We start from the raw sequence: 12,878 nt of genomic DNA on the forward strand, positions 1-12,878 counted from the left end.
AGCCAGCCCCTATCTCGTCAGACCGGCCGCGACACCGAGGGCAAGAGCTTCGCCCCTTCACCTTTGGTGAGGACCAAGGCCGTCGCGCCGTCACGTTCGCGGCTCGACGCGTCGTGCACGACCGCGACGACGGTCCGCCCGCGCAGCAAGTCGAGGTTGGCGAGCGTCGTTCGCATGATGCCGTCCATATGCGCGAAGGCTTCGTCGAGGAGCAGGATCGGAGCCGGCGACGCGACGGCGGCGGTGAAGAGCACGAGCTGCCGCTGGCCGCTCGACACGTTCGAGCCGCCGGCCGACACGACGGTCTCGAAGCCCATGGGCCACGTCTTCACGAGGGCCGCGAGGCCCGTCGCTTGCGCCGCCATCGCGATGCGCTCGATGGGCGCGCCGCCCGAGAGCATTCGCAGGTTCTCCATGATCGACATGGGCATCAGCGCCGCGTGTTGCGGCAGGTACGCCACGAGGTGGCGCGCCCGAGCTGCCTCGGTACCGAAGACCAGGACGTCTCCGCGCTCCGGCGACAGGAGGCCCGAGAGGAGGCGCAAAAGCGTGCTCTTCCCTGCGCCAGAAGGCCACTCGAGGACGACCGTCGCGCCGCGCGGCACGACCACATCGAGCCCCTTCAGGATCCAGGGCGCGGTCGGATCGTAGCGGAACCAGACATTGCGCAGCACGAGCGCGTCGTGTCCCTCGGGAGAGGCCGACGTGGCTTGGATCGTGTCGAGCTGCTCGCTCGCGTCGCCAAAGCCCGCGTCGATCCGCTCGACTTGCGCACGAAGGGCGTAGAGGATCATCGGCATTCGCGAGAGCGCCTGGGCGCTCGCAAAGAACGACGCCGATGCCTGGACGCCGCTCATGAGGTCGCCGAAACGCGCCTCGCCATCGAGGACGCGAAGCGCGACGAAGAAGAGAATGGCGCCGTAGACAAGCCGGTCAATGAGCATCGAGACGATGCCGTGAATGGACGCCTCCTGTTGCTCCTTCACGGCGAGCCCTTGCAGGGTCACGAGCCGATTGAGGTAGCGAACCATCATCCGCTCCTCGGCGGCCTCCGTCTTGATGGTCTCGATGCCGGCGATGGTCTCGTAGAGCGCCTGCTGCTGACGACGACTCGCATCGAGCGTCGCCTGACGGAGACTGAACGCGCGCTTACCGGCAAACCAGCCAACCCCCAACAGAAGGACGGCGCCGATGACCGTGGCGACTCCGCTCTTTGCATCGAGCCAGAAGACGAAGCCGAGGTACCCGAGAGCGGTTACGCCGTCGAGCAGCGAGGTGGCGATGGACACCATCGACTGGCTGCTGACTTGCCCCAGGCGCACGAGCTCGAGGATCTGCCCCACCTCCATCTTGTCGAGCTTGGCGAAGGGGAGACCCAAGAGGTGCCGGACGACCTCCTCGGCGCCGCGCTCGCCGAGCTTCGTCTCGATGTACATGATGGCGCGGCGACGGATCCAGCCGGCCCACGAGCTGTGCACGTAGAGGAAGAAGGTGCCGACGGCCACGGCCGCGAGCTTCGAGCCGGCGCGTTCGGGAATCGCGTCGTTCAGCGCGACCCGCGAGAGCATGGGCGTCGCGAGGCCAAAGGCCAGCGCAACAATGGCCATCACGACGACGAGCGCGATGGCTCGGATGCCGCCGGTCTCGCCCTTGAGCGCGTTGGTGATGCGTCCCACCAAAGACCGATCGGGCTTGGACTTGGGGCGAACGGCGATGGCGCGGCCGCGGAGGGAGGCTCGCTTCGAGCCCCCGAGGCGAACCACCTCGCCGCTCACAAGCTCCACCTTGACGGCCGATGGCTCGACGGCCACGACGACCGCCGGGGGACCGTCGTCGAGCCATACGAGCGACGACGGGGGCAAGAACGCGACGTCTTCCGGTCGGTAGCGAATAAGCCGCGCGTCGAGTCCTGCGCGCCTCAGACCGCGAATGATCCCTGAGAGCGAGAGCTCGCCGCAGATGTCGCTCAAGGCGCGCGGACTCATGGTGATGGAGTGGAGCGCCAAGACCTTGCACAGCTGGACGACGATGGCTTCCTCGCTCATGCGTCGCCTCCTTGCGCCATGAGGTCCGCGTAGGTGCCGGGCACCTTGGCGAGCGAGAGCGCCGTCCCCTCCTGGACAATCTTGCCCTTGTCGAGCACGAGGATGCGCTCTGCGAGGCGCAACGCCGAAGGGCGATGGGCCACCAAGAGCATCGTGCACTCGAGCACGTCGAGGTACGAGTGAACGCGCGACTCGAGCTCGCGGTCGAGGGCGCTGGAGGCCTCGTCGAGGAGGAGGACGTCGGGCTCCTTCACGAGAGCGCGGGCCAAGAGCAGACGTTGCCGCTGGCCACCGGAGAGCTGCCGCGCCCCTCCGCGGAGCATCGTTTGGTACCCGCTCGGCAGAGCGCGCACAACGTCGTCGATGCACGCGGCATCGGCGGCGCGGCGCACCTGATCGACGTCGGCCTGGGCGGCGCCGAGGGCCACGTTCTCGAGGACCGGCTCGTCGAAGAAGGTGCCGCCAGCGAGCACGGTGCCGATGCGGCGCCGCAGCGCCGCGGGCTCGTAGTCGGCCACGGGCCGACCGTCGACGAGCACGCGACCCTCGGTAGGCAAGAGGACGCCGAGCACGAGCTTCAGGATGGTGCTCTTGCCGCTACCAGACCGACCGACGATGGCCAGGCGCTCCCGGGGGCGCACCTCGAAGGAGACCTTGTCCAAGATGACAGGGCTCTTGGGACCGTAACGAAACGACACGTTCTCGAATTGGATGGAGCCGATGAGCTGTTCTGGCGCGAACGTGCCGTGTCGCTGCGGCGCCGTATCGAGGACGTCGTCGACGCGGTCGAGCTTCGACGGCAGGCGCCCGAGCTCGAGGATCATGTTGACGAAGCCCTGGCTCGGGCGACGAAGCAGCGCCTCGACGGCCACGAAGCTCGAGAGCACGCCCACGGTCATTTCGTCGGCCATGACCGCCTTGCCGCCGAACCACAGGACCAGCGCGAGCCCGAGGCCGTCGAGCACCGAAATGATCTGCTGCGGCGCTTCCGACGCCTGGCGGCCGCGAATCGATGCGTTCAACTCCTCCGACTGCGCGCCGGCCCACCTTGCGAAGAGAAGTGGCGCGGCACCGAAGGCCTTGTGACTCTCAGGATCCGAGAAGGCCGACACGAGGGCGCTTTGCGTGCGACCGCCCGCGATTTGTGCCGCCGTCGCGTGGAGGCGCAGCGCCGGCTGAAACGACAACATCACGATGATGCGCGCCGCCACGAGCGCGAGGACCATCAGCCCGAGCTTGGGGGCGTACGCGATGAGGAGCGCGCCGTACGCGAAGATGAGCACGAAGTCGAAGCCACCGAGCATGATGGCCGTCGCCGACTCACGCACACGAAGGAGCACCTGCATGCGGCTCGAGAGCTCGCCGACGCTGCGTTGCGAGAAGAAGCTCGACGGGAGCGTGACGAGGTGGCGTAAGAAGTCGACGGCCAGCTCGAGGTCGGCGCGGGCCCCGAGGCCCGCCAGGATGCGCTCTCGGGAGAGCGAGAGCAGCGCTCGCAAGAGGAGCGTGAGGGCAAACACGACGGCCATGGGCATCAGCCATCGGTCTTGCTTGGGGCGAATGATGAAATCGATGATGACCTGCGTGAGCGCCGGTTGGACGAGGCCCACGACCTCGAGCACGAGGGCCGAGATGAGCATCATCCGCGCTGGCTTGAGCGCGGCGCGGATGGCGGCGCCGTATTTGCCGAGGCTGCGCCCCGACTTCTCGCGCTTCTTGAACTCGGGGCCCGGCTTCGGGCACATGACGACGCCGGTGAAGGCGCGCGAGAGCTCTTCGGTTGTGACGCGGCGCCTTCCCACGGCCGGATCGACGAGATCGGCGCCCTTCGAGTCGAACCGCTCGAGCACGAGGAAGTGATTGAGCTCCCAGTGCAAGATGGCCGGCTTGCCGACCTCCGCGAGCGCCGGGACGTCGCCCTTGAAGGCCTTCGTCTCGAGACCGTAGACCTTGCCGGCCTTGACGATGTCGAGGGCGCTCGTGCCGTCGCGGGAGACGCCGCACGCTTCCCGTAGCTCGGCCAAGGGTACGTGGCAGTTGTAGTGTGCGAGCACCATGCCCAAGCTCGCGGCGCCACACTCGGTGGCCTCCATCTGAGCAATGAACGGGACGCGGCGCTTGAACAAGGTCGTCACGCGAAGAAGCGGCGGAGCGGCTCGAAGAGGACCGTGATGATGCGGCGCTTCCGGAGCGCAAAGCGGGCGGTGACGAGGCTGCCGGGGCGCAGCAGTTGCTCGAGACGCGAGAGGCTCTCGCTGGCTTCGAGCGTCAACTCGACACGGAACACGGGCTCGCCGAGCTTCGCGTCACCGAGCGCTTCGCCGATCTCCGTAGGCGACGCGAGGTCCGACGCGATGCGCGTCACCTTGCCGCGCAACGTGCCGAACTCGCCAGAGGGAAGCTGATCGACCTCGATGCGGCCCTCCGCGCCCTCGAGGAGGAATGCGCGATCGCGCTCGGGCACGAAGACGACCACCTGCCTTGGAGCGTCGGTGGGCACCAATTTGCTCACGGCCGTCCCGACGGACACCGCGTCGCCGACCTTCACGAGGAGCGCTTCGAGGCGGCCGCCGCGGGGCGCGCGGACCTCCGTTTGCGTGACCTGCACGGCGAGCGCCTCGCGACGATCCTTCGCCTGCTTCACGTCGGCCGCGAGGCGCAGGTCCTCGGCGTCGAGGTCAGCCGCGAGGCTCGCGATCTGGAGCTTCGTGGCCGTGTACTCCTCTTGAAGGCGCAACGTCTCGCGTTCAGCCGATGAGACCTCGTCGGCGACGTCGCCGCCCTGCATCTGCGACGTGAGCCCTTCGGCGACCAACTTGCCGACGCGCGCTTGCTTCTCGCGCAGCCGCGCGACGGTGCGCTGCTGGTTCCCTGCTCGAGCCCCCAGGAGGCCGGCGCGTTGCTCCAGGAGCTTGATGCGCTCCTTGTGGACCTTCGAGCGGCGGTCCTTCGCCTCTTGAAGCTTCTGCTCCGCTAGCTCGATCTGCTTCTCCGATTCGACGAGCTGCTGCCGCGTCTGCGCCGAGTCGATGCGAGCAAGGAGACTGCCCTGGGTGACGATGTCACCGGACTTCGCCGCGACCTCGAGGACGACGCCGCTGGCCTGCGCCGGCACGCTCTGCACGCCGCCGGCGACGCGCAAGATGCCTCGGGCAAAGCCCGTCTGCTCGACGTCGAAGAGGAAGGCCATGATGACAGCCGTGATGACGAGGCTCGTAGACATCCAGAAGACGGCGCGGCTCCACGGCGGCGCGACGCGCAGCACCTCCGCGTCACGGACAGCGGCGAGGTTCGCCTCAAGCGACTCGCGTCGGAAGAGCGCGTGCCCCTTCACGAGCGCCGCCGCCGCGCCCGCCTGCGCGGGCACCATCGCTTGCGCGCCTTGTGGCCCGGGCGGCGCCTGAGACGGGCGGCCAGCGCCGGGAGGCTGAGCCATGAGGGGGGCCCTCGCCCCCGCGGCGGGAGGCACGGAAACGGTCGTCTTGCCGAAATCGGCAACGGGTGCCGGCCGCGCCGGGGGCGCCTTGGGCTCAAGGGCCGCGACGATGGTTCGCTCGGATGCGGCGGGAACGGGAACGGCGCGCTGGGCGGCGGGCGGCGCGGCTGCCTGAGCGACGACCGTGCGGTCCTCGTCGCCGTCGGCGCCCTGTGGATCTGAGGAGTCGTCTCCGTGGCTCATTCGCTGCTCTGGCCTCGAAGCAGCAATCATACCGACGTCCAGGCTTCTCACGAAGTTCCTTCCCGTCCTTCGAGACCCCCCTGGACCTCCACGACGACGGCTCCACGGGAGCGGGCCAAATGTCGGCAACGGGACGGGGCGCGACTATCGTGGCGCCGTGCGCCTCTTGCCGCCGCTGCTCGTGCTAGGCGCGACCGTGTCCTTGATCCTCGCGCGGCCGCGAGTGGGTCGGCTCGGTCGCCTGCACCCTACCCTCGCGGCCTTGGCGGGAGCCGCGAGTCTCGGCGCCATGGGCATCCTGTCGGCCGCCGACGTGGCGTCGACCGTGGCGGGCGTCGCGAGGCCGCTCCTGACGGTAGCGGCCATCATGGCAACGACCGGAGCCGCCCACGCCATGGGCATCTTCGATCGGTTGGCGCGGATCATCGAGCTTCGCACGCGCGGCCCCGTCGAGCGGGCCTTCGCGATGGTGTTTCTTATCGCCGCCGCGATGGCGACGGTGTTCAACAACGACGCGGCGATCCTCATCCTGACGCCCATCGTCGTACCGCTCATCGCGAGGCTGTACCCAAAGCGGCCATACCTGGTGGAACCGTTCGCCCTCGCCATCTTCGTCGCCGCCGGCGTCGCGCCGCTGTCGACCTCAAACCCGATGAACCTGGTCGTCGCGGAGCGGGCCGGCATCTCGTTCCACGGCTACGCCTTGCGCATGATTCCGGTCGCGCTCGTGTCGTCGTACGTCTCGTATCGAATGTTGCGTTGGGCTTACCGACGCGAGCTCGACGACAAGGTCCCCGCCGGTGGACCGGAGCAAGGCTCCTTGGCTCCGATGGAGGAGGAGCCACTCGTGGCGCTGCTCATCGTCCTGGCGGTGCTCGTGGCCTATCCCGTCGTGTCGCTTCTTGGGGGGCCCGTGTGGGTCGTCGCCCTCACGGGCGCCGTGCTCACCGGCTTCGTCGGACTCCGCCACGGCAGCGTGAGCGCGCGAGCCTGGTTTGGCGGCGTGGCTTGGGAGGTCCTGCTCTTCATGGTCGCGCTCCTCTGCGTGGCGACGGGCCTCAAGAACGCGGGCCTCCTGGACGCGATCGCTGCACTCTACAAACTCGGCGGCGAACACATCTTTGGGCAAGTCGCCGTGGTGGGCGCTCTCTCCGCCGTGGGCTCCGCGCTCTTGAACAATCATCCCATGGCCGCCCTCAACGCCCTCGCCGTGGAGCGACTCGCCGGCGACCCGACCTATCGCGTCCTCGCCGCGCTCGTGGGCGGCGACCTAGGACCGCGGCTCTTGCCCATGGGCTCGCTCGCTGGGCTCCTGTGGCTTGATCTTCTTCGGCGCATGGGCGCCGCGATCCCGACGCGAAGGTTCTTGCGCATGGGTTTGGTCACCACGCCGGCAGCCCTCGCGGTGGGGCTCCTTGTGCTTTGGGCCGAGTCGCTTCTGTTCCCATGAGGTTGGCACGTCGGTTAGCCTCCGATGCGCATGCGTCGCAATCTGCTCCTTGGTCTCGCGCTCGTTGCCCACCTCGCGGCCTGCCCGCAGACAGAGGTGACGCCTCTCGTCGACGACGACTTCGATGGCGGTCTGCCTGACGGAGCCACGAAGCCCGACGCGAGCCAGCCCGCCGAAGCCGGGGGTGCCGTGGACGCGGGACGCGACGCTGCAGCCACGCCCGACGCGACCGTGGATGCCGCCGTGGACTTGGACGCAGGCGTCGACGCGCCCGCGGATGGCTCCGTGGACCTGGACGCGGCCGTCGACGCGGGCGCGGACGGCTCCGTGGACCTGGATGCGGCCGTCGACGCGGGCGCGAGCGACGCAGCGCTCATCGATGACAGCGCAGCATCGGCGGACGCAGCGCCTGGGACCCTGACGACCTCGGCAACCGCAGCCACGCAGCTCGACCTCATCGGCCCCGGTGACATCGCGCTCACTCCGAATGGGCAGAACGACGGGACCATCTCGGCCCACGCGGTCGGCCCTATCACCGGGTTCATTCTCGTCACGACGAACGCTGCGGGCACGCCGGCCGGCGGCCAGCAGTGGGACACGATCACGGGGAGCGAGACGCTGCCGAACATTGGGAGCGGCTTCAACGGCGCGGGCTCAGCGACGTGGATCCTGGGCGTCTTCGAAGGGACGACGATGCTCAATGACGTCAACGGCAACGTCTCGCTGACCGCCGGAGCGCACTCGCTGACGCTGGTCGCGGCGCCGAGCGGGTACTTCACCGCGGGGCAGTACTTTCGACTGTACGCGCGAGGGCCCGGAGGCGCGTGGACCGGCGGGCCCGTGTTCCTGTGGCCGTGACTCCCTCAGCCGCCGTCGGACGCTGCCGCGACGACCGCGCCGGCGTCGGGCCCCGAGTCCGCGCCTGCGTCGCGCGGCTCGATGACCGGAACGGCAAGCAGATGGAGCCCTCGGCGCTCGTCGTCGTCGACGCCACCGTCGGCGAGCTTGGGCGCCGGATCACCCAGCATCAAGAGCACGTAGTTCGACGCCTGCGCGTAGTAGTTCTGAGGCAGATCGCGAGGCGAGGAGAGCTTCTGAACGCGAGCGAGCGATTGCTCCACCGAGAGGAGCGTTCCCGCGTCAGCGCCGCCGCCGTAGGCCACGCGAAACCCGGTCGTCGCATACTCCGCCGTTGCGTCGGGCGCATAGGCGAGCCGCTCCGGCGCCGCCGGCTGTCCGAACAGCGGCGGGTCGGTGGCCACCACCTTCATGGCTCCGCCAAGCTTGCCGAAGGACACGGTGAGCGTCTTGCCTTGCCGGGCCGTTTCGAGGGCCTGCGACAAGTGCACAACCTGCACAGGAAGCTCGTCGCTCGCGCGCGCGGTCCCCTGAAGCACCGTGTCTGAAATCGTTAACGTCGACTCGCCGCTGTAGGCAGCACCACACTCCGCCGCCGTGTACGTGCGCACCGCCGTCGACTTCGGGCACCCGTGGACCACGAGGAGATGAACGCCCTGGGACAACGGCGCATCGAGACTGCCGAGCAAGATCGCGTCGTCGCTGCGCGTTGGGCTCTTCAAGAGTTTGCCGCAAGTCCACTCCTCGCTGCCCGTCCCTCCGAAGGCCGCGTAGAGAGGGCGAATGAGCGCCTCTTCGAAGAGAAAGACGCGACCGGGAGCGGTTTCACGTGGTGGCAGGCGCACCGCGCTGCCGACTTCGACGCCCACGACGTTGGCCTCGGGCATGACGGTCGCGTCGGGCTGCGGGAGCGCGTCGGGTTCGTTTTCGAAGCAGAGTCGAAAAGACGGAAATGTTGCCGCGTGTACAAGAATCACGCCGCGCTCCGTCGGCCCCAGCGCGGTCGCGGTACCCTCGAGCGGCGCGTTCGTCTCTGGGCGTGCCCCCCCGTCGCCGCCGGCCACGCGAGGGGGTGAGCCGGCGTCGCCAGCGGTGCCCTTCGCCAGGTCGGAGCACGCGCACATGAGCGCCATGACGATGCCGACGGTCACGCGGGGGAACGTGTGCATGACGGCCAGGGTAGCATCGGGCGCGCCACCGTTCGTCGAGGCAAAGGCGCGAGATCCCGAGGCGCTGGCCGGGCAAGTGTGCCAGGCCCTGATCGTGGTGTCGCGATGCGAGCCGCCAACTCGCGAGAATCCAAAGAGCTTGCCCAGGCTTTCCTAGTCCCGCATCCTTCTTGCGTGCCTGAGGCCCACGCCGACATGATGGTCAACCCCAATGTGCGCCTCGCCGCGCCGCTTGGAGAGGGCGGCATGGGCAGCGTGTGGGTCGCCGACCACCTGGCGCTCAGAACTCGCGTCGTCGTCAAGTTCATCTCCGCCTCGCTCAAGGACGATCCCGAGGCGCGACAGCGCTTCTCTCGGGAAGCAGCGGCCGCGGCGCAGGTCAAGAGCCCTCATGTCGTGCAGACCTTCGATCACGGGATCACCGACGAGGGCATCCCGTACATCGTCATGGAGCTGCTCGAAGGGCGAGACCTCGGCGCGCTCATCAAGGAACGCGGACGGCTGGAGCCGACCTTTGTGGCCGAGCTCCTGACGCAGCTCGCGCGAGGCCTCGACCGGGCTCATGAGCGCGGCATCGTGCACCGCGACATCAAGCCAGAGAACGTCTTCATCTGCGATCAAGGACGGGGCGAGATCTTCGTCAAGTTGCTCGATTTTGGCATCGCCAAGGGTGTGGATGTCCAACGACTCGACGGGAGCACCAAGACCGGCTCGGTCATGGGTTCGCCCTTCTACATGAGCCCCGAACAGATCATGAGCACGCGCGACGTGGACCACCGGAGCGATCTCTGGTCCGTCGGCGTGCTCGTCTACGAGGCGCTTACGGCCTCGAAGCCCTTCGACGCGGAGACGATGGGGAGTCTCGCCGTCAAGATCCACACGGAGCCGCTGCCAATGCCCCGCGCGCTCGTTCCTGAACTGCCGGCGAAGGTCGACGCGTGGTTCACCCGTGCCTGCGCACGGAAGCCCGAGCATCGGTTCGCCTCGACGCAAGAGATGGCCTCGGCGTTCTCGTCGGCCATCGCCTCCGGCTCACTCGCGAGCAGCGGGGCGACGGCGCTCGACCAAACATTGCCGGCGCTTCCCGCGGGAGCGATCTCCGTCGCGCCGTCGCCTACGCGCAGGCCGACACGAACGAACCGCATCGCGCTGGCCGGCCTCGTCCTGGCCGTGGGACTTGGCGTCGGGTTTGTTGGACTTCGTCTCGCGTCTAGAAGCTCCACGCCGGCAGGAGTGCAGCCGCGGCCCGAAGGGTTGGCGGAAGCTCCGACCGACCCCGTGAAGGTCGTCGTCACCGCCAAAGAGAGCGCGAGTTCACCGGCGACCCTCGCACCGAACTCTAGCGACCCTTCGGTGAAGCCCACCGCGGCACCAAGCCCGCCGCCGCTCCCCGCGGCATCACCGTCGCCGCCGAGGCGGGTGACCAAGACGGAAGGCAAGCCGACGGGGCCCATCGCTCCGCCGGCGTCCCCTGCGCCAAAGGCCTCAGGTCATGACATTTTCTAAACGCGCTCGGCTCACGCTGGGCATCGCGGTCCTCTTGGCGCCCTCGCGTGCAGCGGCAGAAGCCTCCGCGTCCGACATCGAGTCGGCGAGGCAGCTCTACAACCAAGCGATGGACCTCCGTGCCCGAGGGGACCAGAGGGGCGCCCTCGAGAAGTTCAAAGCGGCCCACGCCTTGGGCAACACGCCCATCACGGGCCTGGAACTGTGCAAAGCGCACGCATCCGTCGCCGAGCCGCTTGAAGCGCGACAAGCGTGCCTTTCTGTGGGGCGCATTCAACCGACCTCGAACGAAACGCAGCGCTCCCGTGACGCACGAGCGGAGGCCGCCCGCCTCGCGGAGCAGCAGCGGGCACGTCTCGCGACGATTCGTATCGTGCTCTCCGGTGTCCCCGCCGGCGCCGCCGCCTCGGTGTTCGTCGACGGAGCCCCCGTGCCTCCGGCGGCCTTGGCTGAGCCTAGAGTCCTCAATCCCGGACGACACGACCTCTCGGCGCGCGTAGGCACGGGCCCCGAATCGAAGACGGCCTTCGACGCGGCCGAGGGCGAAACCAAGGAGATCACGCTCATCGTCGAGCCGCCGCCAGCGGCGCCGGTGCCCGCCACCGCGCCGCTCCCAGTGCCAGCGGGCAGCATGCCACCGGAGGAGCCAAGCCGACGGACCTCGCCCCTACTGGTGGCGGGGCTCGTGGTCGCTGGGATCGGCGTGGGCATCGGCAGCGCAACGGGCCTCCTAGCCATGAAGGCGAAGAGCGATCTCGACCTCCGCTGCCCGAGCGGTGCGTGCGGCAAGAGTGAACACGGCGCTCTCGATGACGGGCGAGCGCTTGCCGACGTCAGCACCGCCAGCTTCGTCGTCGGTGGTCTTGGGCTAGGGCTCGCCGCCTATGGGCTTCTCTTTCCGCCGCGCGGGGCCGCTCGCCGAAGCGCCGCGTACGGCTTCTCGGCAAGCCCGGCCATCGGCCCAACTTCCGCGGGGGTTCATGGAACGTTCTGAGCGTCTGCGCCGACGACGGCAAGGCGGGTGGCGACGCGCGACACTGGCGCTGGCCTTCGTCGCCACGCTGCCGCTTGGATGCCGAGGGATCGTCGGCCTCGACGACTTCCGTAAGGTCGAGTGTCCAGGGGCAGTCTGCGCCGAGCCATTCGACGGGTCGGTGCCTTCAGAAGACGCGTCCGTCGACGCCTCCCTAGACGCCCGGGTCGATGCGCCCCCCGGCGCCGCGCCCGTCTCGTGGGCGCGCTGGAAGATGCCCAACTACGGCGACAGCGGCTTGCCGAACCCACCGAGCTTGAGTCCGGTGACGGGCGGTGTCGTCGACGCGGTCACAGGACTAGTTTGGCAGCAAGCGCCCCTCGATCCGCTGTCCCAACCGAACGCCGAGAGCACCTGCCGCGCGCAGCCTGGCGGACCTTGGCGACTTCCGAAGCGCATCGAGCTGATCTCACTGCTCGACTACGGCCCGGCCGCGGATGGAGGTCGCCGCAAGGTGTTCATCGATAGCGTCGCGTTTCCGAACGTAAAGAACGTTCGCGTCTGGTCGAGTTCGGAGGTGCGTCCCTTCACGGGCGGGAGCGAGCAGGCCTATTGGGTCGTCAACTTCGAAACGGGCGCCGCGGAAACGCTTCCACAAAGCTCGGAGGCACGCGCGCTGTGCGTGAAAGACAAGTGATGCGTCACCACCGAAGGGCTTGGCGTTGGGTAAGCGCAGCGTTCGGCGCCTTGATCACGTTGCCTGCGTTCGCCGATGCGCCGAAGGATCAGTACGAGCTCTTTGACCGCGAGGCGCGCACCATCAAGGACACGTTCACGCGTCTCGAGTGGGAGCGACGACTGTCCTCCATACCTCTGGGCCACAGCATCTCTGAGAGTCGATGCAACGCCTTCTTCGCCGGTGGACGCTTGCCGACGGTGAAGGAGCTCCTGACGATCCTCGACGAAGAGCCCCACCAGGAATATGAGTCGGGTGCGGTCGTGCCCAAGATGCTCGACGCCCTCGCCTTCCCTGACGCGCCTATTGGCAAGCCCTACTGGACGAGCACCCCAGCCGACGCCAGCAGCATGTGGGGCGTGAACTTCAGCACGGGAGAAATGGTGAAGGTCCTGGCGATCGACACCGCGCTGTCCCGCTGCGTGAGGTAGGGCGCCGACGATCCACGACGGCAATGGCGCG

10 protein-coding genes are annotated in these 12,878 nt (G+C 68.4%); 6 read left to right on the plus strand and 4 right to left on the minus strand.

What is annotated here, in order from left to right; translation table 11 throughout:
• Positions 1-17: 17 nt before the first annotated feature.
• The 3 genes from IPG50_07905 to IPG50_07915 are packed head-to-tail and all read right to left on the minus strand — an operon-like array spanning position 18 to position 5,724.
• The gene (locus IPG50_07905; GenBank protein ID MBK6692113.1) at positions 18-2,045 is read right to left on the minus strand and encodes an ATP-binding cassette domain-containing protein; all 2,028 of its coding nucleotides are present in this window, start codon (positions 2,043-2,045) and stop codon (positions 18-20) included.
• Positions 2,042-4,180 carry a peptidase domain-containing ABC transporter gene (locus IPG50_07910; GenBank protein ID MBK6692114.1) on the minus strand — a complete coding sequence of 713 codons (2,139 nt, stop codon included), beginning with the start codon at positions 4,178-4,180 and terminating at the stop codon, positions 2,042-2,044. The genes IPG50_07905 and IPG50_07910 overlap by 4 nt, the downstream gene beginning before the upstream one ends.
• The gene (locus IPG50_07915) at positions 4,177-5,724 is read right to left on the minus strand and encodes an HlyD family efflux transporter periplasmic adaptor subunit (protein ID MBK6692115.1); all 1,548 of its coding nucleotides are present in this window, start codon (positions 5,722-5,724) and stop codon (positions 4,177-4,179) included. Before IPG50_07915 ends, IPG50_07910 begins: the two co-directional genes overlap by 4 nt.
• Positions 5,725-5,881: 157 nt before the next feature.
• On the opposite strand from IPG50_07915, the gene IPG50_07920 reads away from it, so the two are divergent.
• Positions 5,882-7,174: a hypothetical protein gene (locus IPG50_07920; protein ID MBK6692116.1), complete on the plus strand. Its 1,293-nt coding sequence runs from the start codon at positions 5,882-5,884 to the stop codon at positions 7,172-7,174.
• Between the two features lie 30 nt (positions 7,175-7,204).
• Positions 7,205-8,032, plus strand: a complete 828-nt coding sequence (locus IPG50_07925; protein ID MBK6692117.1) for a hypothetical protein — start codon at positions 7,205-7,207, stop codon at positions 8,030-8,032.
• Between the two features lie 5 nt (positions 8,033-8,037).
• Here the strand turns inward: IPG50_07925 and IPG50_07930 are convergent, their stop codons facing one another.
• Positions 8,038-9,201 carry a hypothetical protein gene (locus tag IPG50_07930; GenBank protein ID MBK6692118.1) on the minus strand — a complete coding sequence of 388 codons (1,164 nt, stop codon included), beginning with the start codon at positions 9,199-9,201 and terminating at the stop codon, positions 8,038-8,040.
• Positions 9,202-9,375: 174 nt separating this feature from the next.
• Between IPG50_07930 and IPG50_07935 the strand changes: the two genes are divergently transcribed.
• From IPG50_07935 to IPG50_07950, 4 genes are read left to right on the plus strand one after another with little or no spacing between them, the layout of a single operon-like run.
• Positions 9,376-10,707 (plus strand): serine/threonine protein kinase, encoded by a 1,332-nt coding sequence (locus tag IPG50_07935; protein ID MBK6692119.1) that lies wholly within the window; start codon positions 9,376-9,378, stop codon positions 10,705-10,707.
• Positions 10,694-11,701 carry a hypothetical protein gene (locus tag IPG50_07940; GenBank protein MBK6692120.1) on the plus strand — a complete coding sequence of 336 codons (1,008 nt, stop codon included), beginning with the start codon at positions 10,694-10,696 and terminating at the stop codon, positions 11,699-11,701. Before IPG50_07935 ends, IPG50_07940 begins: the two co-directional genes overlap by 14 nt.
• Positions 11,688-12,377 (plus strand): DUF1566 domain-containing protein, encoded by a 690-nt coding sequence (locus tag IPG50_07945; protein MBK6692121.1) that lies wholly within the window; start codon positions 11,688-11,690, stop codon positions 12,375-12,377. The genes IPG50_07940 and IPG50_07945 overlap by 14 nt, the downstream gene beginning before the upstream one ends.
• Positions 12,378-12,427: 50 nt before the next feature.
• Positions 12,428-12,847: a DUF1566 domain-containing protein gene (locus IPG50_07950; protein MBK6692122.1), complete on the plus strand. Its 420-nt coding sequence runs from the start codon at positions 12,428-12,430 to the stop codon at positions 12,845-12,847.
• The last annotated feature ends 31 nt before the right edge of the window (positions 12,848-12,878 follow it).

The sequence above is a fragment of the Myxococcales bacterium genome (assembly GCA_016703425.1).
In the GTDB taxonomy this organism is placed as follows: Bacteria; Myxococcota_A; Polyangia; order Polyangiales; family Polyangiaceae; genus JADJCA01.

Excerpts from the sequence above, each read along its gene's own strand:
- IPG50_07905 (MBK6692113.1), bottom strand. The coding sequence starts at position 2,045 with ATGAGCGAGGAAGCCATCGTCGTCCAGCTGTGCAAGGTCTTGGCGCTC.
- IPG50_07915 (MBK6692115.1), bottom strand. The coding sequence starts at position 5,724 with ATGAGCCACGGAGACGACTCCTCAGATCCACAGGGCGCCGACGGCGAC.
- IPG50_07925 (MBK6692117.1), top strand. The coding sequence starts at position 7,205 with ATGCGTCGCAATCTGCTCCTTGGTCTCGCGCTCGTTGCCCACCTCGCG.
- IPG50_07930 (MBK6692118.1), bottom strand. The coding sequence starts at position 9,201 with ATGCACACGTTCCCCCGCGTGACCGTCGGCATCGTCATGGCGCTCATG.
- IPG50_07940 (MBK6692120.1), top strand. The coding sequence starts at position 10,694 with ATGACATTTTCTAAACGCGCTCGGCTCACGCTGGGCATCGCGGTCCTC.
- IPG50_07945 (MBK6692121.1), top strand. The coding sequence starts at position 11,688 with ATGGAACGTTCTGAGCGTCTGCGCCGACGACGGCAAGGCGGGTGGCGA.